This is a genomic window from Synechococcus sp. Cruz-7E5 (assembly GCF_024345995.1).
Taxonomy (GTDB): Bacteria; Cyanobacteriota; Cyanobacteriia; order PCC-6307; family Cyanobiaceae; genus Regnicoccus_A.
This window is the reverse complement of sequence record NZ_JAGQCE010000003.1, coordinates 210,885-234,012: the sequence shown is the minus strand read 5'-3', so window position 1 is coordinate 234,012 and position 23,128 is coordinate 210,885. Positions and strand designations below refer to the sequence as shown.

The 23,128-nt window shown below is 64.8% G+C and carries 24 protein-coding genes and 1 riboswitch; of the genes, 15 read left to right on the top strand and 9 right to left on the bottom strand.

The features are described from left to right. The first annotated feature begins 12 nt into the window (after positions 1 to 12). On the top strand, positions 13 to 570 hold the full coding sequence (locus KBY77_RS16605) for a helix-turn-helix domain-containing protein (protein ID WP_255102667.1): 558 nt from the start codon (positions 13 to 15) through the stop codon (positions 568 to 570). A gap of 263 nt (positions 571 to 833) precedes the next feature. Further along, a complete protein-coding gene (locus tag KBY77_RS06135) occupies positions 834 to 1,412 on the top strand; it encodes a ferritin (RefSeq protein WP_255102666.1) in 579 nt (192 codons plus the stop codon). A 6-nt stretch (positions 1,413 to 1,418) separates the two neighbouring features. Here the strand turns inward: KBY77_RS06135 and KBY77_RS06130 are convergent, their stop codons facing one another. Further along, complete coding sequence (locus KBY77_RS06130) at positions 1,419 to 1,691, bottom strand: hypothetical protein (RefSeq protein WP_255102665.1); 273 nt, start codon at positions 1,689 to 1,691, stop codon at positions 1,419 to 1,421. 427 nt (positions 1,692 to 2,118) lie between these two features. Here KBY77_RS06130 and KBY77_RS06125 point away from each other — a divergent pair, with 427 nt between their 5' ends. Continuing rightward, the gene (locus tag KBY77_RS06125; RefSeq protein ID WP_185466849.1) at positions 2,119 to 2,346 is read left to right on the top strand and encodes a FeoA domain-containing protein; all 228 of its coding nucleotides are present in this window, start codon (positions 2,119 to 2,121) and stop codon (positions 2,344 to 2,346) included. Positions 2,347 to 2,384: 38 nt separating this feature from the next. On the opposite strand, the gene feoB is transcribed toward KBY77_RS06125, so the two are convergent. Further along, positions 2,385 to 4,166: a ferrous iron transport protein B gene (feoB, locus tag KBY77_RS06120; protein ID WP_255102664.1), complete on the bottom strand. Its 1,782-nt coding sequence runs from the start codon at positions 4,164 to 4,166 to the stop codon at positions 2,385 to 2,387. A 205-nt stretch (positions 4,167 to 4,371) separates the two neighbouring features. Next, a complete protein-coding gene (locus tag KBY77_RS06115; protein WP_255102663.1) occupies positions 4,372 to 4,899 on the bottom strand; it encodes a ferritin in 528 nt (175 codons plus the stop codon). A 125-nt stretch (positions 4,900 to 5,024) separates the two neighbouring features. Between KBY77_RS06115 and KBY77_RS06110 the strand changes: the two genes are divergently transcribed. Continuing rightward, positions 5,025 to 5,381 carry a hypothetical protein gene (locus tag KBY77_RS06110; RefSeq protein WP_255102662.1) on the top strand — a complete coding sequence of 119 codons (357 nt, stop codon included), beginning with the start codon at positions 5,025 to 5,027 and terminating at the stop codon, positions 5,379 to 5,381. 249 nt (positions 5,382 to 5,630) lie between these two features. Here the strand turns inward: KBY77_RS06110 and KBY77_RS06105 are convergent, their stop codons facing one another. Both KBY77_RS06105 and smpB read right to left on the bottom strand, forming a co-directional pair. Beyond that, positions 5,631 to 6,629, bottom strand: a complete 999-nt coding sequence (locus tag KBY77_RS06105; RefSeq protein ID WP_255102661.1) for an SIS domain-containing protein — start codon at positions 6,627 to 6,629, stop codon at positions 5,631 to 5,633. A 65-nt stretch (positions 6,630 to 6,694) separates the two neighbouring features. Next, complete coding sequence (smpB, locus tag KBY77_RS06100) at positions 6,695 to 7,192, bottom strand: SsrA-binding protein SmpB (RefSeq protein ID WP_255102660.1); 498 nt, start codon at positions 7,190 to 7,192, stop codon at positions 6,695 to 6,697. Between the two features lie 59 nt (positions 7,193 to 7,251). On the opposite strand from smpB, the gene ruvB reads away from it, so the two are divergent. The 8 genes from ruvB (at position 7,252) to KBY77_RS06060 (ending at position 14,547) form a co-directional block, all read left to right on the top strand. Beyond that, positions 7,252 to 8,331 carry a Holliday junction branch migration DNA helicase RuvB gene (gene ruvB, locus KBY77_RS06095; RefSeq protein ID WP_255102659.1) on the top strand — a complete coding sequence of 360 codons (1,080 nt, stop codon included), beginning with the start codon at positions 7,252 to 7,254 and terminating at the stop codon, positions 8,329 to 8,331. Beyond that, on the top strand, positions 8,331 to 9,146 hold the full coding sequence (locus tag KBY77_RS06090; protein WP_255102658.1) for a tetratricopeptide repeat protein: 816 nt from the start codon (positions 8,331 to 8,333) through the stop codon (positions 9,144 to 9,146). The genes ruvB and KBY77_RS06090 overlap by 1 nt, the downstream gene beginning before the upstream one ends. Further along, on the top strand, positions 9,143 to 10,366 hold the full coding sequence (locus tag KBY77_RS06085; RefSeq protein ID WP_255102657.1) for an amidohydrolase: 1,224 nt from the start codon (positions 9,143 to 9,145) through the stop codon (positions 10,364 to 10,366). The genes KBY77_RS06090 and KBY77_RS06085 overlap by 4 nt, the downstream gene beginning before the upstream one ends. Further along, entirely contained in the window at positions 10,363 to 10,629 is a 267-nt protein-coding gene (locus KBY77_RS06080) for a DUF3188 domain-containing protein (protein WP_255102656.1), read from the top strand. Before KBY77_RS06085 ends, KBY77_RS06080 begins: the two co-directional genes overlap by 4 nt. A 23-nt stretch (positions 10,630 to 10,652) precedes the next feature. Then, on the top strand, positions 10,653 to 11,285 hold the full coding sequence (locus KBY77_RS06075) for a HEAT repeat domain-containing protein (protein ID WP_255102655.1): 633 nt from the start codon (positions 10,653 to 10,655) through the stop codon (positions 11,283 to 11,285). Between the two features lie 31 nt (positions 11,286 to 11,316). Continuing rightward, positions 11,317 to 11,420: riboswitch (TPP riboswitch) on the top strand. A 77-nt stretch (positions 11,421 to 11,497) separates the two neighbouring features. Continuing rightward, a complete protein-coding gene (gene thiC, locus KBY77_RS06070) occupies positions 11,498 to 12,877 on the top strand; it encodes a phosphomethylpyrimidine synthase ThiC (RefSeq protein ID WP_255102716.1) in 1,380 nt (459 codons plus the stop codon). Positions 12,878 to 12,902: 25 nt separating this feature from the next. Beyond that, entirely contained in the window at positions 12,903 to 13,097 is a 195-nt protein-coding gene (locus KBY77_RS06065) for a hypothetical protein (RefSeq protein WP_255102654.1), read from the top strand. Positions 13,098 to 13,386: 289 nt separating this feature from the next. Next, positions 13,387 to 14,547: an ABC transporter substrate-binding protein gene (locus KBY77_RS06060; protein ID WP_255102653.1), complete on the top strand. Its 1,161-nt coding sequence runs from the start codon at positions 13,387 to 13,389 to the stop codon at positions 14,545 to 14,547. A gap of 66 nt (positions 14,548 to 14,613) precedes the next feature. Here KBY77_RS06060 and KBY77_RS06055 read toward each other — a convergent pair whose 3' ends face one another. The 4 genes from KBY77_RS06055 to acpP all read right to left on the bottom strand — a co-directional run bounded on the left by KBY77_RS06055 (position 14,614) and on the right by acpP (position 19,326). Continuing rightward, entirely contained in the window at positions 14,614 to 15,753 is a 1,140-nt protein-coding gene (locus KBY77_RS06055; protein ID WP_255102715.1) for a glycosyltransferase family 2 protein, read from the bottom strand. Continuing rightward, a complete protein-coding gene (gene tkt / locus KBY77_RS06050; RefSeq protein WP_255102652.1) occupies positions 15,750 to 17,762 on the bottom strand; it encodes a transketolase in 2,013 nt (670 codons plus the stop codon). Before tkt ends, KBY77_RS06055 begins: the two co-directional genes overlap by 4 nt. Positions 17,763 to 17,827: 65 nt before the next feature. Then, positions 17,828 to 19,075: a beta-ketoacyl-ACP synthase II gene (gene fabF, locus KBY77_RS06045; protein ID WP_255102651.1), complete on the bottom strand. Its 1,248-nt coding sequence runs from the start codon at positions 19,073 to 19,075 to the stop codon at positions 17,828 to 17,830. 8 nt (positions 19,076 to 19,083) lie between these two features. Next, the gene (acpP, locus tag KBY77_RS06040) at positions 19,084 to 19,326 is read right to left on the bottom strand and encodes an acyl carrier protein (protein ID WP_006172464.1); all 243 of its coding nucleotides are present in this window, start codon (positions 19,324 to 19,326) and stop codon (positions 19,084 to 19,086) included. A 148-nt stretch (positions 19,327 to 19,474) separates the two neighbouring features. Here acpP and psaC point away from each other — a divergent pair, with 148 nt between their 5' ends. From psaC to KBY77_RS06025, 3 genes are all read left to right on the top strand, one after another. Further along, positions 19,475 to 19,720 (top strand): photosystem I iron-sulfur center protein PsaC, encoded by a 246-nt coding sequence (gene psaC / locus KBY77_RS06035; protein WP_006172463.1) that lies wholly within the window; start codon positions 19,475 to 19,477, stop codon positions 19,718 to 19,720. Positions 19,721 to 19,869: 149 nt separating this feature from the next. Beyond that, a complete protein-coding gene (gene glmS, locus KBY77_RS06030; RefSeq protein ID WP_255102650.1) occupies positions 19,870 to 21,795 on the top strand; it encodes a glutamine--fructose-6-phosphate transaminase (isomerizing) in 1,926 nt (641 codons plus the stop codon). A gap of 29 nt (positions 21,796 to 21,824) precedes the next feature. Next, positions 21,825 to 23,087 (top strand): hemolysin family protein, encoded by a 1,263-nt coding sequence (locus tag KBY77_RS06025; RefSeq protein ID WP_255102649.1) that lies wholly within the window; start codon positions 21,825 to 21,827, stop codon positions 23,085 to 23,087. Positions 23,088 to 23,128: the final 41 nt, after the last annotated feature.

The window sequence follows — 23,128 nt, the reverse complement described above, 5'->3', positions numbered from 1 at the left end:
TTGCGGCTCTCGGTGGGAAAGACCTGCCTGCTGGCCCCAGCATCGGATCATCGCCGCTACGTGCGTCTTGTCTTCCAGTGGGGTGTGGCCCGACTGTCTGTGTCTTTTGGGGACAGCTTTCCTGACATCACCCTCGCTTTCTGCGGAACTCCCGGGGCCAGCTGGTTGCGGTTGCCCGAGGGCATCAGTTGTCTGCTGGAGGCTCTGACTGACAGCGTCCTGGAGCTTCATTACGCCGATCATTGTCCGTTGGCACAGGATTTGGTGGAGCATTGGCTGCTCGACCTGCATCTGGTGCGCCATCCGGTGGGAGCGGAGGCCCGGCTTGTCGCCCTGCTGCAGTTGCTGGTAAGCCGTTTCGGAATCCGGCGCGGGGATGGCTACCTCCTTCCCATAGCCCTGGGCCACGCGCGCCTGGCCGAACTGATCGGAGCCACCCGATCGACCGTGACTCGCCAGCTCAACCTGCTGAGGCAGCATGACGATCTGCAGGTGATCGAGCCTGACGGCACGTTCCTGCTCTCAACACGTCTGATGGAAGGCGCCATAACTCCCTGGCCTCGCTGGTGAACTCTCAGTACCGACCAGAGCGGCATCGGACAGCTTGCCTGCGTGAGCGCAGCCTCTGTTTGCACCCTGTCTTCAGGGCCGGTCTGTTGGGCCGTGGGGGTACTGGGCCGGCGAGCCGCATTGGCCCAGCGCCCACTCAGGTCGAAATCGCACATGGAGGAAGGATCCTCAGCGATTACAAATGCCTGTAAATTTGGTTACCCGGGTCTGATGCGGATGCACCTGGCCTGGCTCTCTCGTCAACCCCTGCTCAACCTGGTTTGATGTCAGCGTCCTCCAGTACTGATTCCCTCACTGTTGCCACAGGCCCAGCGGGACGCGCCATGGCGCAACCCATGGAGGCTGGCCTCATCGAGGTGCTGCAGCAACACCTCGCCATGGAGCGCAACGCCAGCGCTGCCTATTTCGCCATGGCGATCTGGTTCGCTGAGCGGGAGCTGCGTGGATTCTCCCAATTCTTCAAGGACGAGGGACGCAATGAGCAGGAACATGCTGCCAAGTTTGCTGACTACCTGATTGCCCGCGGCCAGACCGTGGTACTGGATGAGGTATCGGCTCCACGCCAGTCCTGGTCTTCAGCCGAAGAGATTCTGGCAGCTTCCTTCCTGATGGAGGCCGACGTGACCAGTTCACTGCAGCAGATCTATCTGATGGCAGAGCGTGCCTCAGATCTTCGCACCACTGTTTTCCTTGATCCGATCATCGACAGTCAGGTTGAATCCGAAAACGAGTTTGCCCATCTGTTGGGCCGGGTGCGTTTTGCCCAGAACCAGCCGGCTGCCATGCTGATCATTGACGGTGAACTGAGCGAAGGAAAACATGATCCCGCAAAGCTGATTTGATTTAGATCAGGATGGCAGGGGACGGCTGCTGATCTCAATCAGAAAAGCGATCGACAGTGGATCCTGGACACCGCGCCGCTTCCATGTTCTTGCTGTTTCCAGCAGTTCGAGCCGCCGCCCCTGAAGCCGCCGCAGTTCCTTGCTGAGCCTGCAGTAGAGGGAGCTGTTCTGACATCGGCTCATCGCTTCGAGAATGTGGCTGCAGCGATGACGGATCACATCCACCTCGCGGCAAAGGCTGCCGATCACGGAGTTGGAGCTCGTGATCGTGGTGGCCATCGGTTTGATGGTCCTGGCGGTCAGGGGTGCGGCAGCGCCCGGATCGGGGGATGGGGATGGAATCGGCTGATTGCTCTGCAAGCTCGCTGCGGCGGTTGGATTCTCGGGGAGGGATCGGTGGTTCATCGGGAGCGCGAGGCTCTTGTTGAGAACGACTTGCAACGTAGACGACAGCGCCTCCCTTTTGCAAGTGATTCTCAACAGCAGAACTGTTATTGAGACGGCTCCGGCCTTCGGTTGGCCCGCGGTGGTGTTTCGCTCGCGCAGAACGGGTTCATGATTGTTTCGGCAGCAGTGGAGCCTGAAGATTGTCGGGAAGGAGCATCTGAGTCAGTCGCTCCTGGAGGCTTCTGCATCATTGATGTAAGCGAGTGTTCATTTCTGCCATCTTTGCGATACGCTGAATCAAGTCAAGGAGCATCAGGGCATGCCACTCAATGCAGCCAGGGAAGGTGCGAGGGTCAGGGTCGAATCCCTCACGTCCAACTCTGTCTTGGAGAGCCGACTTCTGTCGATGGGTATCAGGCCTGGAGTGCAGATTGAGGTGCTCAGGCGTGGCAAGCCAGGCGGAATCCTCCATGTGGCCTGCGGCATTCTGGAGTTTATGATCCGTCATGAAGATGCCGCTCATGTGCAGGTCAGCGTTGATCAATGACTCACAGGACAAGCCTTTGGTTCATTTCAGATCAGCGATCAAGCTCCGATCAACAACTTGCCTCCTTGATACACCACCAGGGCCATCAACCATGCCAGGCCAAGCGACCAGGCCAATGAGAGCAAGGTGAACCTGCGGGACTTGGATTCCTGCAGTTGGGCCGCGACGGTCCCCAGGCAGGGGGTGTAGAGAAGAACAAACGTCATGAAGCTGAGGGCCTGCAATGGGGAGATCGCGCTTTGGATCACGCCGCCGAGATCCGTTTCGCTGGACTTGTAGATCACGGCCATGGCTCCCAGCAGGATCTCCTTGGCAATGAATCCGAAAAATAATGACACCGTAAGCGCTGGGCTCATGCCGATCGGTCCCAGAATCGGCTGAAACAGGTTGCCGATGGCGTCGGCGATGGTCTGTCCGGATCCCTGCACCGCACCTGGCGGCAGATTGGTGAGCAACCAGATCACGGCAGCCCCGACCACAATGAAGACCCTTGTGGTTACAAGAAAGTTCAGCATGGCCGACCAGGCGCGCCGAAAGATCGTGGTCACGCTTGGTGCGCGATAGGGCGGAAGTTCCAGAATGAAGGCTTCGCGGCTCGGAAAAACTCGCTTGAAGACCAAGCCAGTGATGATCACCGCGACAAAACTCAGCACGTAAAAACCGAAGATCACGAGCCCTGGAGCCCACCAGGGCTTCGGGAAGAACACGGCAGCCATGAACAGATATACCGTGAGGCGAGCCTGACAGAGCGCAAATGGAATGCAGAGCATCGCCAACAGCCGCATGCCACGATCCCTGATGACGCGGGTGCCCATGATGGAAGGCACGTTGCAGCCGAAGCCCATCACCTGCAGTACAAAGCCGCGCCCATCGAGGCCAAGCCAGCGCATCAGGCCATCCATCAAGAAGGCTGCTCGAGGCAAGTACCCGGAGTCCTCGACGACGGCCATCAGAAGATAGAAAATAAAGATGATCGGCAGGAATGTGGCCACCGTGCTCACCCCCAGCCATACCCCATCGACAAGAAAGCCGCGAAAAAACTCAGGGGCACCGATCGCTGCCAGTCCGGGCTGCAGCAGCGTGGTCTGGATCCAGTCGAACAGACTTCCGAGCGTGTCCTGGAGTGGAGCCCCGAGGACATAAAGCAGCTGGAACATGGCCAGCACGATCCCGAGAAACAGGACGACCCCCACCAGGGGGTTCAACAGAAGGCGATCGGCAAGACGGGTGCGGCGATTGCCGAAGCGCTCCGGCAGCTGCACACTCGCCGCCACCAGACGCTCAAGCTCGGCATCAAGGTCGATGTCGGCTGCCTCCGCCTCAGGATTGCTCTGTTGCTGACCAACCTGGTGGATCGTCTCAATCAGGTCGTGGATGTCCTCATTGCGCTTGGCGCTGATCGCCCGCACCGGCAAACCGAGATCGGTGGCCAGTCTCTGGTGATCCACCTTGATCCCGAAGCGGTGTGCCTCGTCGCTCATGTTCAGAACCACCACCATCGGGATCCGCAGCTGTCTGATCTGGAGGGCCAGGCGCAGCTGGCTGGTGAGCTGGCTGGCATTGAGCACAAGCAGGATCAGATCGGGCGGTGTGTGGCGCATGAAGCGCTGAACGATCGCCTCGTCCTCGCTGCTTCCGGAAAGGTCGTGAATGCCGGGCAGGTCCACCAGCGTGTAGCGCTGGCCATGGCGGCCCTGAGGCATGGCGCCCCGCAACAGCTCCATCGTGAGGCCTGGCCAGTTGGCAACCTGCGCCTGACCCCCGCTCAGGCGGTTGAACAGCGTCGATTTACCGGTATTGGGCATGCCGAGCAGAGCCACCGTGACCGCTCCGTCCCCTGTTCCTGTCGACGTCGGTGCTCCATGGCAGCCCGGAGGCGTGTTCCATCGGCGGCGTCTGCGACGACCCCAGATCACCCCTGCTGCTTGTTCACCGCCGCAGTCTTGATCAACTGGTCGTGGCATCACTCCTCCTTACTGATGGCTTGAGGTGTCAGGCGCGAACTTTTCTTCCCCCATGCTGACTTCAGGAGGCGCTGTACATCTTCATGCTGGCCTTGACATGGGCCAGTGCAGACCCTTCCAGAAACTGCTGATCCAGCAGCAACAGGGCTGCTGAGTTGTCACCGGCCAGGCGCAGACGCTGCAGAACGAAGCGTGCCTCGGCCTCTTCCTGGATCTGCTCGTTCACGAACCAGTCGAGCATCGCTGAGGCACTGCGCTCCCCTGCTGTCTCCGCCAGTGTGTAGAGGCGATTGATGGAGGCGGTCACCTGCTTCTCCATCTCGAAAACATGGTCGAACAGCTGCTGAACTGTGGGCCAGGAACGCTCTGGTGCCTCGATGGTGGGAAGCTCGACCGCTTCGTCACAGTCAACCAGGTAGGCAATCATGCGGGCGGCATGGTTTCTCTCCTCGTTGCTTTTTTCGAGCATGTACTGCGAGAAGCCCGCAAGATCCTTTTCGCGCAGCCAGATGGACATGGCGAGGTAGGCATGGCTGGCCTGGAACTCTGCGGCCAGATGCGCGTTGATCGCCTTGGTGAGTTCCTTCATGGCTACTGAGCAGGTCGCTCAATAGTCTTTAGAAGTGCCCGCTGCTGCCCGCAAGACAGGTCATTGCACCTTCGCGTAGCAAATGATGCACGGCTGGGTTCCTTGCGAGTGGCTCCTGGCGAGAGATGGATCAACCAAAGCCGTTGGGAAAATCACCCCCGCCTGTTCTCATTGCACAAGGTCAACACCTGATCACGATCAGCATTGGCGAGAACCGATTCAGAGAACTCAGAGGAATGATTGAACCGCTTGAACCAGGTGGGCTCCCCGGTGAGGTCCACGCAACCCAGGCTCAGTCTGCAGGGGTCACCCGCACGCTTCAGCTCACAGAGGTGCGGGACTGGTGCATGCAGCGGCTCTCACAGCTTTCGCTGGATGGGCGTTTGAGTGAGGCGCGGGTGCTGACGTCCGAACATCTGGAGATGCTGGTCACAGTCGACGCCCATCAGACGCTCTGGATGGTGGTGGAGGAGGTCAGCTGAGACTCAGGCTTCCAGTTGTCTGCACACCGCCAGGATGGAGAACAGGCCCGCTGCAGGCATGCGCGGGTGTGTTGCTTCACCCCGATCGCTGATCTCGTCCGGCATGACATCTGCTCAAGCTCCAGAAGCCGCAGCGCGATTCATTGCAGGGTCATCTGCGTTGCGGCTGCGAGGTTGGGGCCGCTGGGGGAATGATCCTGAATCCCGCGAAACGAAAGCTCACTCATCGAACGCTTTCGATGTCTTCGCTCAGACTGCTCCCGGCGCCAGGCCCGCCTGAACCAGGTCGTGCAGACGCAGCAATCCCAGCATCGGTCCCCCGTCGGCCAGCACAGGCAGCACACCGATCGGCTTGCGCCGATTGCGCTCCATCCGCTCAAGCGCCTGCACCGCCAGCAGATCCGCCCCCACGGTGATCGGGTCGACGGTCATCAGATCGGTGGCCCGCAGTTCCCCCCAAGTGGCCGGTGAATGATGCTCCAGTGCCCGGCGCAGGTCGCCATCGGTGATCAGCCCGGCCAGCAGGGATTCGTTGTCGGCACGGCTGACCCAGCAGGCTCCCACCCCATCGCCGGTGAGCCTGGCGATCACGTCGCTGAGGCTGGCGTCCTCTTCAAGGGGATGCAGCTGAGCGGTCGGCACCATCAGGTCCCCCACCGTGAGGGTGAGTTGCTTGCCCAGGGCACCGGCAGGATGGTTGAGGGCGAAATCCGCTGGTGAGATGCCGCGTCGCTCCATCCACACCGCCGCCAGGGCATCGCCGATCGCCATCGCCACGGCGGTGCTGGCGGTGGGCGCCAGGTTGAGGGGGCACACTTCCCGGTCGACGGAGCCATCGAGCACCACTTCGCAGCCCCGGGCCAGACTCGAGGCCACCCGGCCCACCAGGGCGATGCGGCCGGTGCCGCGGCGGCGCAGGTGGGGCAGGATCTCCAGCAGCTCCTGGGTCTCGCCGCTGTTGGAGAGCAGCAGCACCACGTCCTGGGGGGCCACCACCCCCAGATCGCCGTGCAGGGCGTCGAGGGGGTTGAGGTAGAGGGCCATCAGCCCGATCGAGGAGAAGGTGGCGGCGATCTTGCGCGCCACGATGCCGCTCTTACCCACCCCGGTGATCACCAGTTTGGCGCGCTCGTCGGCGCAGCGGTCCAGCAGAACGAGGGCCGCATCCACCTGGTGGCTGTCCAGCCGGCCGGCTGTTGCGGCGATGGCTGCGGCCTCTTCCTGCAGGCAGCGCGTCAATGCCGACATATCAGCTGCAGGCGGTGGAGCGAAGCGACTGTATGGCGTGCAAGCCGGGCGGATCGGGGTGGGGGTCAGATCCGCGCCAGGGCCGAACGCACCTCGCGGTCTGCGTCCTTGCGTCTTTCATCCTGGCGCTTGTCGTGCAGCTTGCGGCCCTTGGCCAGCCCCAGGGTCAGCTTGATCCAGGAGCCCTTGAGGTGCAGATTCAGCGGCACCAGGGTGAGGCCTTTCTGGTCGACTGCCACCCGCAGCTTGTCGATCTCCTTGCGATGGGCCAGCAGCTTGCGGGTGCGCAGAGGTTCGTGGTTGAAGTAGGCGCCCGCGTGGCTGTGGGGGGAGATGTGCACGTTGTGCAGCTGCAGTTCGCCGTTGCGGATCAGGCCGAAGCCGTCGCGCAGGTTGGCCTTGCCCGCCCGGATCGACTTCACCTCGGTGCCCACCAGCTCGATGCCCGTTTCCAGGGTTTCGAGGATCTCGTATTGATGTCGTGCGAACCGGTTGTCGGCCAGCAGCCGGTTGGCGGCATCCCGTGCCGCCTTGGCCGCCTTCTTGCCCGCACCTTTGGCCATCGACCTCCCCTCTGCTGAACTGACCCTATCCACGTCCTGGCCTGCCTACTCTCAGGGCCATGGCGATCGTCTCCTCCGCAGCCGGATCCGGCGCCCAGCCGCCACCGCGTCTGCTGGATCCACGCCAGCAGAATGCCAGCCGCAGCGGGGATCCGCTCGAGGCCGAAGAGGAGGCCCCCCTTCCCAACCGGGAGGACGGCCTGCGGCCGCGACGCCTCAGTGATTACATCGGCCAGAGCGAGCTCAAGCAGGTGCTGGGCATCGCCGTGGAGGCCACCCGTCAGCGGGCGGAGGCCCTCGACCATGTGCTGCTCTACGGCCCCCCCGGCCTCGGCAAGACCACCATGGCGCTGGTACTGGCGGAGGAACTGGGCGTGCGCTGTCGCATCACCAGCGCGCCAGCCCTGGAGCGCCCGCGCGACATCGTCGGTCTGCTGGTGAACCTGCGCCCGAACGAGCTGCTGTTCATCGATGAGATCCACCGGCTCAACCGCGTGGCCGAGGAACTGCTCTATCCCGCGATGGAGGACTTCCGCCTTGACCTCACCGTCGGCAAGGGAACCACGGCCCGCACCCGGGCGGTGCCGCTGGCCCCTTTCACCCTGGTGGGTGCCACCACGCGGGCCGGAGCCCTCAGCTCACCCCTGCGCGATCGCTTCGGGCTGATCCAGCGGCTGGAGTTCTACACCGTCGACGACCTGCGGGCGATCGTCGAGCGGGCCGCCGGGTTGATCGGTCTGGTGCTGGAGGCGGAGGCGGCTGTGGAGGTGGCCCGTCGCTGCCGCGGCACGCCTCGCATCGCCAACCGGCTGCTGCGGCGGGTGCGGGATGTGGCCAGCGTTCAGGGTCAAGCGCGCATCGGCCCGGCACTGGTGGCCGAGGCCCTCAGCCTGCACAGAGTGGATTCCATTGGCCTCGATGCCAGCGATCGCCGCCTGCTGGAGCTGCTGCTCGGTGGCTACGGCGGCGGCCCGGTGGGCCTCGACACCCTGGCCGCCGGTCTCGGTGAAGACCCGATCACCCTGGAAACAGTGGTGGAGCCCTTTCTGCTGCAGCTCGGATTCCTGCAACGCACCCCCAGGGGCCGGGTGGCCACCGAGGCGGCACGGCGCCATCTGGCCTGGCCGGAGGCCGCCTGATGGCTGGCTTGCGGGCCATGGGAAAGTGCCTGCTGGCGCTCGGTCTGACCCTGGCTCTGGCGCTGCTGCCCGCCCCACGACCGCTCTGGGCCAGCCCCGCCACAGCGGCGCCGCTGCCGCAGTTGTTCGAGCAGGCCCTCGCGGCCAGCCGCGAGGGCCGCTTCGGTGATGCCCTGCCCCTCTGGGACCGGGTGCTGGAGCAGGCTCCCAACGATGCTGCCGCCTGGAGCAACCGGGGCAACGTGCAGCTCGCGCTGGGGCGGGCTGAGGCCGCGATCGCTGACCAGGAGCAGGCGATGGCGCTTGATCCGGTCAACGCCGATCCTCACCTCAACCGCGGCACCGCCGAAGAGGCCCTGGGCCAGTGGGACCTGGCCGCCGCCGATTACCGCTGGATTCTGGAGCGGGATCCCGAGGAGGCTTCCGCCCTCTACAACCTCGGCAATGTGGAAGGTTCTCTTGGTCACTGGGATCAGGCCAGGGACTGCTTCGAGGCGGCCGCGGCGGCCCGGCCGGGCTTTGCCATGGCCCGCTCCAGTGCGGCCCTGGCCGCCTTCCAGCTGGGGGAGCCGGCCGAGGCCGAGCAGGAACTGCGCAAGCTGGTGCGCCGCTATCCCCTCTTCGCCGACGCTCGGGCGGCCCTGACGGCCCTGCTCTGGCAACGGGGCGCCGCCGGTGAAGCGGAAAGCAACTGGGCGGCGGCCTCGGGTCTGGATCCCCGCTACCGCCAGCCAGAATGGTTGCTGGAGATCCGACGCTGGCCCCCGGGGCCAGTCCAGGCTCTCGAGGATTTTCTCCAGTTGGTCCAGCGATGAGTTCTGCCGCCCCACCCCGTTCCAGCGGCACCGCGGCGGATCTGTGGCGGCGGCTGGATCTGGCCAGGGCTCTGGAGCAGGCCACGCCCGAGTTGATCGGTCTGCGCCGCCATGTCCATGCCCACCCCGAGCTGAGCGGCGCCGAACACCAGACGGCGGCCCTGGTGGCCGGTGAGTTGCGACTGCTTGGCTGGCAGGTGCGCGAAGGGGTCGGCCGCACCGGCGTGGTAGGTGAGCTGGGGCCGGAGGGAGCTCCGCTGCTGGCCGTGCGGGTCGACATGGATGCCCTGCCCGTTGAGGAGCGCACCGGCCTCGCTTTCGCCTCGAGTCAGCAGGGGTTGATGCATGCCTGCGGGCACGATCTGCACACCGCTGTGGGGCTCGGTGTGGCGCGACTGCTCGCTCCCCTGGCCGGCCAGCTGAGTGCCCGGGTGCGGCTGCTGTTCCAACCGGCGGAGGAAACGGCCCAGGGGGCGGCCTGGATGCTTGCCGATGGCGCCATGGATGGCGTGCAGGCCCTGTTCGGGCTGCATGTGTTCCCCAGCCTGACGGTGGGAACGATCGGGGTGCGCAGCGGCAGCCTCACCGCTGCCGCCGGCGAGCTGGAGGTGGAGGTGCTTGGGGAAGGGGGCCATGGGGCCCGGCCCCACCAGTCGACCGATGCGATCTGGATCGCGGCCCGGGTGGTGAGCGGTCTGCAGGAGGCGATCAGCCGTCGGCTCGATGCCCTGCACCCGGTGGTGGTGAGCTTCGGGCGGATCGAGGGGGGCAAGGCGTTCAATGTGATCGCCGACCACGTGCGTCTGCTGGGCACCGTCCGCTGTCTCGACACCACCGTGCATGCCGAGCTGCCGGGCTGGATCGAGGACACCGTCCACTCCATCTGCCGGGGGTATGGCGGCGAGGCCCGGGTTCGCTACCGCTGCATTTCGCCGCCGGTGCACAACGACCCCGCCCTCACCGATCTGGTGGAGGAGGCCGCCCAGGCCCTGTTGGGCCGCCCGCAGGTGCTGCGCCTGGATCAACCGTCTCTGGGGGCTGAAGATTTCGCCCAACTGCTCTCGGTGGCGCCGGGAACGATGTTCCGTCTGGGGGTGGCTGGAGCCGATGGTTGTGCCGCTCTCCACAACGGCGGCTTCAACCCCGATGAAGGCTCCCTGGCAGTGGGGGTCGAGGTGCTCACCCTCAGCCTGCTGCTCTGGATGGAGCGCCAGGCTTGAGCCGCTTCCGTCCTGCCCTGAGGATGGTGCTGGCCCTTTCGGCCCCTCTGCTGATTCTGCTGGCGCTGGTGAGCCTGGCCTCCCGCAGCGGCACCCAGCGGCTTGAGGCGGTGCCGGCCCTGGTGATCGGCACCGGCCTGCTGGTGAGCAGTGGCCTGCGCCGGGCCCAGAGGCGGCGGATCCTGCTGGAGGCCCTGCGCCTGGCCGCTCCCCCACCGGCGAGTGGGTCCGGTGATGGCCAGGGCAGCAACGTGGCAGGGTGAAACTCCTTCACAAGCCACCACCCATGGACGACGCGGAAACGTCATCACCAGCCGACTTTGACCCCGAGGCGATTCGCCAGGCGATTGTCTCGGACGACCCTGCCCAGGCTCTGCCGGCCCTGGTGGGACTGCGCAAGCTGGAGGCCGAACAGGCCGTTCCCCTGTTGCTGCTGGGTCTGGAGCAGGAGCCCTTCATCGTGCGCTCCATCAGCTGTGCGGGTCTGGGGGTTAAGCGCAATGAAGCTGGCTGGTCGGCCCTGGTCGAGGCGCTCCAGGGTGACGACGATGCCAACGTGCGGGCCGAAGCCGCCAACGCTCTGGCCAATTACGGATTGGAGCGGGCCTGGCCCTTGCTGCGGGAATCGTTCCAGCGGGACGACCAGTGGTTGGTGCGCTGCAGCATCCTCTCGGCCCTGGCCGAACAACCACAGATCGATCCCCAGGTGTTGCTGGAGCTGGCGCGTATGGCCGTTGCTGTTGCCGATGGCAGCGTCCGGGTAGGGGGCGCTGAAATTCTCAGCCGGGTGGTGCGTGAGGCTGCTTCCAGCCAGCCCCCCGACCAGGCCGCGGAGGCTGCGCGGGAGTTGCTCCGCGGCCTGCAGCAGGACGCGGACCACCGGGTGGTTGCGGCCGCCCTGAACGGTCTTCAGGCCTGACCACCCATTCCGTCCAGCCTTGCTAGTTTGAGGGAGTCACTAGGGGTGCCCGGCCGTCTTCGGCTGTGGGCTGAGATCACACCCTCCGAACCTGATCCGGGTCATGCCGGCGCAGGGAAGTGTCCCGATTTCAGCTGTGGCCTTCGGTTGCGGCCGTGTTCGGAGCCGGAGATGTGCCCACTCGGTCCGGCCCCGTCACTCAGCAGCCGATCATGCGCAGCGCCTGGATTGAGAAGCGTCGTGGCCACGCCAACGTTTCGCAGATGCACTACGCCCGTCAGGGTGTGGTCACCGAAGAGATGGCTTTTGTGGCCAGGCGGGAAAACCTGCCCGAATCGCTGGTGATGGAGGAGGTGGCGCGGGGGCGGATGATCATCCCGGCCAACATCAACCACATCAACCTGGAGCCGATGGCGATCGGCATCGCCTCCAGGTGCAAGGTGAACGCCAACATCGGCGCCTCGCCCAATGCTTCCGACCTCGATGAAGAGGTGGCCAAGCTGCGGCTGGCGGTGAAGTACGGCGCCGACACGGTGATGGATCTCTCCACCGGTGGCGTGAATCTCGATGAGGTGCGCACGGCGATCATCAATGCCTCGCCAGTGCCGATCGGTACGGTGCCGGTGTATCAGGCGCTGGAGAGCGTGCACGGCTCGATCGAGAAGCTCGATGCCGATGATTTCCTGCACATCATCGAGAAGCATTGCCAGCAGGGGGTGGATTACCAGACGATCCACGCCGGCCTGCTGATCGAGCACCTGCCTCTGGTGAAGGGCCGCCTCACCGGCATCGTGAGCCGTGGCGGCGGCATCCTGGCTCAGTGGATGCTGTACCACCACAAGCAGAACCCGCTGTTCACGCGCTTCGACGACATCATCGAGATCTTCAAGCGCTACGACTGCAGCTTCTCGCTTGGGGATTCGTTGCGGCCGGGCTGCCAGCACGATGCTTCTGATGCCGCCCAGCTGGCGGAGCTCAAAACGCTGGGCCAGCTCACCCGCCGCGCCTGGGAACACGACATCCAGGTGATGGTGGAGGGTCCTGGCCATGTGCCGATGGATCAGATCGAGTTCAACGTCAAAAAGCAGATGGAGGAGTGCAGCGAGGCGCCCTTCTATGTGCTCGGTCCACTGGTGACGGATATCGCTCCCGGCTACGACCACATCACCAGCGCGATCGGAGCGGCGATGGCCGGTTGGTACGGCACGGCGATGCTCTGCTACGTGACCCCGAAGGAACACCTGGGCCTGCCCAATGCCGAGGATGTGCGTGAGGGCCTGATCGCTTACAAGATCGCCGCCCACGCCGCCGACATCGCCCGCCACCGCCCGGGAGCCCGCGACCGCGACGACGAACTCAGCCGCGCCCGCTACGCCTTCGACTGGAACAAGCAGTTCGACCTCTCGCTCGATCCCGAGCGCGCCCGCGAGTATCACGACGAAACCCTGCCGGCCGATATTTACAAGCAGGCGGAGTTCTGCTCGATGTGCGGGCCGAAGCACTGCCCGATGCAGACCAAGATCACCGATGAGGATCTGGCCGGGCTGGAGGAGGTGCTGAAGGCGCAGGCTCTGGAGGCCTCGACGGTCTGAGACGCAGGCCACCCGTAAGGGTCTGATGTCGGCGCGCGCGCCCTACGGCCCAGCAGGTGATTGCCTGGCTGGACCTTTCGCCCGATCGCATCTGCGGCCAGATGGCGGGAGTCTCCTGACAGAGGCGATTCCAGGCGGTGCGCTCTATTTTCTGGCCACACCCGAGCGGGTGATCTCCCTGCATGGGATCCGCCCCAACCAGATCGATCCCCTCAGGTGATAGTGGACGGTGCCTTGCATGCCGGGACTGTCGCCCAGGGGAGCTCTGCACTGAGACGAATGGGCGCCGTGAAAAGCTGCTCTTTCGAGACTCTGGAGTTGAGAACTATTGTTCGGTTTTGTAGAACGACACTGGATCAAGCAGGTGGATAGACTATTCGTTGTGCCATGAAGTGATCGGCAAAATTTTTAATGAGGGGAGCCGGCTTGCTCCAAGGTCCCTCTCTTGCGGGTCATGCTTTCCCTGATTTGGATCGGGGTGAGCCTTGAGGCCCCGCCAGAATGACCCCATGGCACGAAACCGAGCTTTCAGCATTGATGTGTGCATCAGAGGTGTGCTGGTGGGCTGGGGCTCAGTCCTGCTTCTGGCAGTGGGGTTACCCGTTTCTGCCGGAGTGTTGGCGCCAGTGTTGCGGGTGGGAGTGGTGGATGGGGCGCCTCCGTGCAGCTACCGGGACGCCGGTGCCTGGCGGGGGCTTTCCATCGATCTATGGAACCGGATTGCCACGCGCGAGCGTCTTGCTTACGTGGTTTCGGAGATGCCCTCGGTCCAGGAGATGTTGGAGGGCACCCGCGACGGCAGACTGGATCTGGCGGTGGGCTGCCTCAACGTGTCGCCTGATCGGCTGGAGCGTTACCGCTTCAGTCTTCCCTTCCAGGAGGATGGGCTGGCGGTGATGGTGGTGCAGAGCCGGCTTGATCTAGGTCGCTCATTCCTGGCTGCGCTGCTGACGCCCGCGCTGCTGCAGCTGCTGGGGGGCTACCTGCTGGCGATCGCGCTTCTGGCGCTGCTGACCTGGAAAGTGGAGCGCTACCCCCAGCAGCCCCAGACCCTCAGCCAAGGGCGCGTTCGCAGCTTCAGCAAAGTGTTTCAGGTGCTGGCGACCGGGCCGGGCAGCAATACCATCGTTGCCACCACCCGCGGGAACACCATCGTGCTGGTGGCCTACGTGGTGAGGATTGTCTCAGCCTCCTTGCTGGTGGGCTATCTCACCGTGAATGTGGCACGGGAGGTGCAGGGCACGGCCAGCGGAGGGATCCGTTCTGAGTCAGATCTGCGCGGTCTGCGGGTGGGAGTGCGCAGCGGCACAGTGAGCGAAGCTTTGCTGAAGGAACTCAACGCCGCCAACATGGGTCCGAAGGTCACGATCCTGCCTCTTGCCAGCATCCGTTCGGGGGTCGATCTTCTGGTCTCCCGGCGAGTCGATGCGTTGCTGGGCGACAACCTGCAGCTGAGCTATCTTTTGATCAATTCTCCGTTGAAAGGCTTCCTGCCCAGCCTGGCCCTGCAGGGCATTCGGCCTGAATCCCAGGCGTTTGTCTTTTCACCTGGGTTGCCTGAGACCACTGCTCAACGGATCGATCTGGCGATCAGTGAACTAAAGCGCAGTGGCGTCGTGAGCTCCCTGCGTCAACAAGCCACGACTGTTGTCAGCACCCCGACACGCTGAATCAATCAGCTCCGTCCAAAGGACTTGCTCAGCCCGATTTCGCAACGCAAGCTCTGCTGGGTGCGGCTACGGCGTGTTCCAAACGAAGCGCGATGACGCCGCGTAATTCCACACGAACACCACCAGAATGCCGGCCATTTGCGCCCAGAAGGTGTTGGGGGACACCAGGTTGTAAAACGTGGAGGCCACGCCCACATTGGCCAGCACCGGCAAGGAGGCCACCAGCAGGAACTTGAGCAGGCCCTTAAGCAGCGCTGTTCCCTGTTGGCGTTGGAAGCGGAAGGTCAGTGCGTTGTTGATCAGGTAATTGGAGCTGGCAGCCACCACTACCGCAACCGGCAGTGCTTGCTTGAAGACCAGCCCCGCGGCGCCCATCAGCGCCTGCACCACCAGCATCTGAACGGCCACTCCGCTCAGGCCCACCAGGGCGAAGCTGATGGCTCGGCGGGGAATCGAGCGCAGCAGCAGGGTGTGCAGAATTGATACCCCAAGATCCCAGACGATCGCCAGATCCAGCTTGGAATCACCAGCCACCCGGGCTTGGAAATGCAGGGGGATTTCACTCACCCGCAGCGAACCGCGGCTGATCGAGAGCAGCTCGTAGAGAAACTTGAATCCATTCACATCCACCCGCCGCACATAGCGCAGGGTGGCCTCAGGGCGGAGGGCAAAGAAGCCGCTCATGTAATCCGTGAGCCGGCGGTAGCCCGGAAGGCTGAAGCGGGCAATGGTGTTGGCCCAGGTGGAGTTGCGGGTCCGCTTCTCACTCAGGCCATGAATGGCCGCCTCAGCGTGGAAGCGGCTGCCCACCACCAGATCGCTGCCGCTGCTCAGGAGAGCCTCAACAGCGGCTTCCACCGCAGCCGGCTCGTGCTGGCCGTCGCAGTCCATGACCACGATCACATCGCCGGTGGCATCGAGAATGCCCTCCTTGATGGCGCTGGCCAGGCCGGCGCGCCCCACCCGGCGGATCAGGCGCACACCCGCCTGGCCATGGGCCAGCTGCTTGACCAGATCCGCCGTGCCGTCAGCCGAGTCGTCGTCCACGAAGAGCACTTCGAGGTCGAAGCGTTGCTTGAGTGGCAGCAGTTCCTCCAGGATTCGGGCGACGTTCTGCCGTTCGTTGTAGGTCGGCAGAACGATCGACAGGCGTTCCGGGGTACCCTGCGGCCCCGAATCCTGGCTTGTGGAGGATGAGTGGCTCAGAGCGCCTTGGCCTTGGCGACCACGTTCTCCACGGTGAAGCCGAACTTCTCCAGGCAGACGGGGCCAGGAGCGGAGGCGCCGAAGCGGTCGATCGAAACGGTGTCACCGTCGAGGCCGACGTACTTGTGCCAGCCGAAGGAGCCGGAGGCTTCCACCACCAGGCGTTTGCGCACCGCGGAGGGCAGCACCGATTCGCGGTAGCCGGCGCCCTGCTCCTCGAACAGCTCCACGCAGGGCATGGAGACCACACGCACGTTGTGGCCTTCGCCGCGCAACTCCTTGGCTGCTTTGACGCAGAGATCCAGTTCGGTGCCGGAGCCGATCAGGATCAGGTCGGGGCTGCCATTGCTGTCTTCAAGGATGTAACCGCCCTTGGCCACATGCTCGGGAGCCGAGTTGGGCTGGTTCACCATCGCCTGGCGGCTGAGGGCAAGCACCGTGGGCCGCTTGCGGTTGGTCACGGCCACCTGGTAGGCGCCACTGGTTTCGTTGCCGTCGCCGGGGCGGATCACCAGCAGGTTGGGGATCGATCGCAGCGAAGCAAGGGTCTCTACCGGCTGGTGGGTGGGGCCGTCTTCGCCGAGGCCGATCGAATCGTGGGTGAGGACGTAGATCACGCCCAGCTCACTGAGGGCCGAGAGGCGCATGGCGCCCACCATGTAGCCGGCAAACACCAGGAAGGTCCCTCCGTAGGGAATCAGGCCGCTGTCGTGGTAGGCGATGCCGTTGAGAATCGCCGCCATGGCATGCTCGCGCACACCGAAATGCAGGTAGCGGTTTGCTTCGCTGCCCTTCTGGAAACTCTTCTCCCCCTTGATGTCGGTGAGGTTGGAGTGGGTGAGGTCGGCGGAGCCGCCGATCAGCTCGGGCAGATCGGGACCGATCGCATTGAGAACGTTGTATGAATACTGGCGGGTGGCCAGTCCCTTGTCGTCGGGGGTGAAGCGGGGGAGCTTGGCGTCCCAGCTCTGGGGCAGTTCGCCACGCAGCATGCGCTCGAATTCAGCGGCTTCGGCGGGGTGCTGGCTGCGGTAGGCCGCCAGGGTGTTGTCCCACTCGGCTTCCAGCGCAGCGCCGCGTTCGCGGGCCTTGCGCCACTGCTCATAGGCCTCCTCAGGCACCTCGAACGGGCCATAGCTCCACCCCAGCGACTTGCGGGTGAGCTCGGCTTCCTCCGCTCCCAGGGCTGCGCCGTGCACCCCGGCGGTGTCGGCCTTGTTGGGGGAGCCGTAGCCGATGGTGGTGGTGACCTTGATCAGGCTGGGCTTGTCGGTGACCGCCTTGGCCGCTGCGATCGCCAGGCTGATCGCCTCGATGTTGGTGTTGCCTTCGGCCACGTGCTGCACGTGCCAGCCGTAGGCCTCGTAGCGCTTGAGCACATCCTCGGTGAAGGACACCTTGGTGCTGCCGTCGATCGTGATGTGGTTGTCGTCGTAGAGGGCGATCAGCTTGCCGAGGCCCAGGTGACCGGCCAGGGAGGCGGCTTCACCGGAGATACCCTCCTGGTGGCAGCCGTCGCCCATGATCACGTAGGTGTGATGATCGACCAGCGTGGTCCCAGGGCGATTGAATTTCGCCGCCAGATGGGCCTCGGCGATCGCCAGCCCAACAGCGTTGGAGATCCCCTGACCCAGAGGACCGGTGGTTACCTCAACCCCGGGGGTTTCGAAGGTTTCGGGGTGGCCGGGGGTCTTGGAGCCCCACTGACGGAACTGCTTGATGTCTTCGATCGAAACGCTGTCGTAACCGCTCAGGTGCAGCAGCGCATACAGCAGCATGCAGCCATGGCCGGCCGAGAGCACGAAGCGGTCGCGGTTGAACCACTTCGGGTTGGCCGGATTGTGGCGAAGGTGCTTATCCCACAGGGCATAGGCCATCGGTGCCGCGCCCATCGGCAGGCCGGGGTGCCCGGAGTTGGACTTGTTGATCGCGTCGATCGCCAGGAAGCGAATGCTGTTGACGCAAAGGTTGTCGACGGACAGGGTGTCCACTGTGGGGGCGGCGACCATGGTTGGGGGGAGGAGTGGGGGGAGTGAGGCGTTCCGGGCGGCCCAGAGCTGGCAGTGCCAGCTCTTCAGCGCATCCGACGGAAGGCGAGGCAGACGTTGTGACCGCCAAACCCGAACGAATTCGAGAGCACGACGTTCAGTTTCTGTTCCCGCGCCTGATTGGGCACGACATCCAGATCACAGGCCGGATCCGGATTTTGGTAATTGATGGTAGGTGGTACGAGGTTGTGGCCTATCGCCAGGACGGCGGCCACGGCCTCGATACCACCGCTGCCGCCGAGCAGGTGACCGGTCATCGACTTGGTCGAACTGACGGGAATCCGGTACGCGTGCTCGCCCAGGGCTGCCTTGATCGCCGCGGTCTCGTTGCTGTCGTTGGCCTGGGTGCTGGTGCCGTGGGCATTGACGTAGTCGACCTGCTCGGGCTCCACCCGGGCATCGGCCATGGCCAGCCGCATCGCTTCGGCGCCACCGAGGCCCCCTGGAGTCGGGGAGGTGATGTGATGAGCGTCACAGGTCATGCCGTAGCCCACAACCTCGGCCAGGATCTCGACCCCGCGGGCGCGGGCATTCTCCAGGCTTTCGAGCACGAGGATTCCTGCGCCCTCACCGATCACGAAGCCGTTACGTTCGGCGTCGAAGGGGCGGCTGGCGGTGGCGGGGTCGTCGTTGCGGAAGGAGAGGGCCTTGGCACTGGCGAAGCCCGCCACCCCCAGGGGAGTGATCGCCGACTCAGCTCCGCCGCACACCATGGCGTCGGCCAGGCCGAGCTGGATCAGGCGGAAGGCATCGCCGATTGCATTGGATCCAGCGGCGCAGGCCGTGGATACAGCGCTGCTGGGACCCTTGGCCCCGAGTGCGATGGCGGTCAGCCCGGCCGCCATGTTGGGAATCATCATCGGCACGCAGAACGGGCTGACCCGGTCCGGTCCCCGGTCGGCGAGCACATGGGCCTGGCTTTCCATCATCAGCAACCCGCCCACACCTGAGCCGATCGCCACTCCGATGCGGTGCTGCGTGCTCTCGTCGATCAGGAGTCGTGCCTGCTCAACCGCCTGCTTGGAGGCCACGACACCGAACTGACAGAAACGGTCCCAGCGCTTGGTCTCCTTGCGATCCAGCACATCGCTGGGATCGAAGTTCTTCACCTCGGCCGCGAATCGGCAGGCATGCCGTGAGGCATCAAACAGAGTGATCGGCGCCACCCCGTTAGAGCCGAGCCGCAACCCGTCCCAGTACTGGGAGACGTCGTTGCCGATCGGTGTGACCGCGCCGAGGCCCGTGACCACGACACGGCGGAGACCCTCCACCATCGACACCCTCAGGCCTGCTTATCCAGGATGTACTTGACGGCGTCACCGACGGTGGTGATGCCTTCGGCCGACTCGTCAGGGATCTCGATGTCGAAAGCCTCTTCCAGGGCCATCACCAGTTCCACCGTGTCGAGCGAGTCGGCGCCCAGATCATTCTGGAAATTCGACTCCGGCTTCACTTCAGCGGCATCGACGCTGAGCTGCTCGGCAACGATCGAACGGACTTTCTCGAAGATCGCTTCCTGTGACATGGCCGGTGTGTGGGAGGCCGCATCCTACGGGTCGCCCTGAACGGCTCCCTTGTCCGTATGAAAAAGGGTGACGGCCTGAGGCCACTGGCGGTGGGCTTCCAGACGGTTTGAGTACTTTGACCGGACGCCGTTCGCTCTCTGGCCGGGCATGTCCCATTCAGTCAAGATCTACGACACCTGCATCGGCTGCACCCAGTGCGTCCGTGCCTGCCCTCTCGACGTTCTCGAGATGGTTCCCTGGGACGGCTGCAAAGCTGGCCAGATCGCCTCATCGCCTCGCACCGAAGACTGCGTGGGTTGCAAGCGCTGCGAAACCGCTTGCCCCACTGATTTCCTGAGCATCCGCGTCTATCTCGGGGATGAAACCAGCCGGAGCATGGGCCTGGCCTACTGAGGCCTGTTACCAGCTCTGAGCACTTCCGCCCGGCTTGTCCGGGCTTTTTTTTGGCCACCGGCGTGGCTCACTCCTTCCGCCGCAATGCCGGCGGGCTAGGCGCGCGGGCGGTGATCCTTTAGAAACAGCCGAAGTCCGGCCCCTCAGCCATGTGCGGCATCGTTGCGGTCATCGGCTCCCGTGAGGCGGCTCCCCTGCTGCTGGAGGGTCTGCGCCAGCTCGAATACCGCGGCTACGATTCCGCTGGCATCGCCACCGTCCAGGCGCCGGAGCCCGGCAGCGGCCACCTGCCCGGGCGTCTCACCCTGCTGCGGGCCGAGGGCAAGCTCGTCAACCTCACGGGCCGCTATGAGGCCCAGGGGGCCCTGGGTCACTGCGGCATCGGCCACACCCGCTGGGCCACCCATGGCAAGCCGGAAGAGCGCAACGCCCACCCCCATCTCGATGGCAGCGGCAGTCTTGCCGTGGTTCAGAACGGCATCATCGAGAACCACCGTCTGCTCAGGGAGTCGCTGCAGGCGGAAGGAGTTCAGTTCCGCTCCGACACCGACACCGAAGTGATCCCTCACCTGGTGGCCCGGAAGCTCAGAGAGCTTCAGCGCTCGGGCAGCCAGCCTTCGCCCCAGCTGCTGCTCCAGGCAGTGCAGCAGGTGCTGCCCCAGCTGCATGGGGCCTATGCCCTGGCGGTGGTCTGGGCCGATACTCCCGGAGCGGTGGTGGTGGCACGCCGCCAGGCACCGCTGGTGATCGGTCTGGGGGAGGGGGAATTCCTCTGCGCCAGCGACACTCCTGCCCTGGCGGGCTTCACCCGCACCATCCTTCCCCTCGAAGACGGTGAAACGGCCCTGCTCACCCCGCTGGGCATCGAGCTCTACGGTCCGGCGGCCGAGCGGGTGACGCGCGCCCCCAGCCTGTTGCAGGGCACCGAACACGTGGCAGACAAGCGCAGCTTTCGCCACTTCATGCATAAGGAGATCCACGAGCAGCCGGAGACGGCGGCGCTCTGGGTGGCCCGCCATCTCCCGACCCAATCGCCGGGAGTGCCCGGCACCCCGTCGCTGGTGGCCCTGCCGCTTCAGGATCAGCTTTTCGACGGGGTGGAGCGGATCCAGATCCTGGCCTGCGGCACCAGTCGCCATGCGGCCCAGGTGGGGGCCTATCTGCTGGAGCAGCTCGCGGGACTGCCCACCGCGGTGCACTACGCCAGTGAATTCCGCTATGCGCCACCGCCGCTGGCGCCCCATACCCTCACCATTGGTGTGACCCAGTCGGGTGAGACCGCCGACACCCTGGCGGCCCTGCAGATGGAGCAGAAGCGCCGGGAGCTGATCGCAGATCCGGCCTTCGCTCCCAGACTGCTGGGCATCACCAACCGGCCGGAGAGCTCCCTGGGCCGGCTGGTGCCCCACCTGCTCGACATCGGCGCAGGCATCGAGGTGGGCGTGGCCGCCACCAAGACCTTCCTCGGGCAGCTTCTCGCCTTCTACGGCCTCGCCCTGTCATTCGCCGAGCGCCGCTCCAGCCGCTCCCCGGCCCAGCTGCTTGAGCTGGTGGCCGGGCTGCGGGCTCTGCCCGCCCAGCTGCAAACCCTGCTGGAAGAGCAGGATCTGCTCTGCGCCGAGCTGGCCCACCAGTTCGCCGACACCCAGGATGTGATCTTTCTGGGCCGTGGCATCAACTTCCCGATCGCCCTCGAAGGGGCCCTGAAGCTCAAGGAGATCAGTTACATCCATGCCGAGGGCTATCCGGCCGGTGAGATGAAGCACGGCCCCATCGCCCTGCTCGACGCGCGGGTGCCGGTGGTGTCGATCGCGGTGCCCGGCACTGTTTTCGACAAGGTGCTCTCAAACGCCCAGGAGGCGAAGGCGCGCGATGCCCGGCTGATCGGCGTGGCCCCACGCGGCCCCGACACGGAGATCTTCGATGTGCTGTTGCCGGTGCCTGAGGTGGATGAGCTGCTCAGCCCCCTGTTGACAGTGATTCCGATGCAACTTCTCTCTTACCATATTGCCGCCCACCGCGGGCTTGATGTGGATCAACCTCGCAATCTGGCCAAGAGCGTCACCGTGGAGTGAACCCCTACCCGCTCGCTGCTCTTCTTCCCATGCGCCTGCTCGTTGTGCTGCTGGCCCTGCTGGCGCTGTTGGCCTTCTTCGCCGCCAGCGAGTTTGCCCTGATTCACCTGCGGCCCAGCCGGGTCAAGGTGCTCGCCGCCGACGGGCACGCCGGCGCCCTCTCGGCGGAGCGGTTGCAGCAGCGCCTGCGCCGGGTCCTGGTCGCCACCCAGCTGGGGGCGGCCCTGGCCATGGTGGCTCTCGGCTGGGGTGGCCGCGGTCTGGCGCTGCGGCTCGATCCTGGTGCCGAGCGCCTCTGGATCGATGTGCTGGTCTTTCTGGCTCTGGTGGGGCTGGCCACAGTCATCGGTGGCGTGGCGCCCAAGGCCTGGGTGATGCACCGACCGGAGAGCTCGGCCCTGCGGCTGGCACCCTTGCTGGAGTGGGTGATCCGCACCCTCTGGCCCCTGCTGATCCTGGTGGAGCGTTTCGCCAATGGCCTGCTGCGCCTGCTGGGGCTGCCCCGCAACTGGGATGAGCTGGTGCCCGCCCTCTCCGCCGGCGAGCTGGAAACCCTGATCGAATCCAACAGCGTCACCGGTCTGCTTCCCGATGAGCGCAGCATCCTCGAAGGTGTGTTCTCGCTGCGGGACACCCAGGTGCGTGAGGTGATGGTGCCCCGTTCCGGCATGGTCACCCTGCCCCTGGAGGTGACCTTCGCCGAGCTGATGGAGGCGGTGCACGCCACCGCCCACGCCCGTTTCCCCGTCATCGGTCAGTCGCTTGATGATGTGCGCGGTGTGCTTGACCTGCGCCGGCTGGCCGAACCGATTGCCCAGGGGCTTCTGCAGGGCGACACGCCCCTGGCTCCCTACATCACCCCTGTGGCGCGGGTGCAGGAAACGGTGTCCCTGGCGGTGCTGCTGCCGCTGATCCGCAGCGGCCAGCCCCTGCTGGTGGTGGTGGATGAACATGGCGGCACCGAGGGCCTGGTCACCGTCGCCGACCTCACCAGTGAGATCGTCGGCGATGAGGACGATCTGATCACCATCCGCCAGAATCTGCAGCGGCTGCAGGACGACACCTGGCTGGTGGCCGGTGATCTGGAGATCTTCGAGCTCAACCGCCAGCTCAACCTCTCCCTGCCGGAGGCCGACGGCCATCACACCCTGGCGGGCTTCATGCTGGAGCGGCTGCAGCACATCCCGGCCCCCGGCGAGAGCCTGCGCTGGAAGGGGCACCAGTTCGAGATCAGCGCCATGGACGGCCCCCGCATCGAGCGGGTTCAGATCACCCGTCGCGGCTCCGACTGAGACGACTCATCACCAGCGCTGGAGCCGCCGGAGCTGATGAT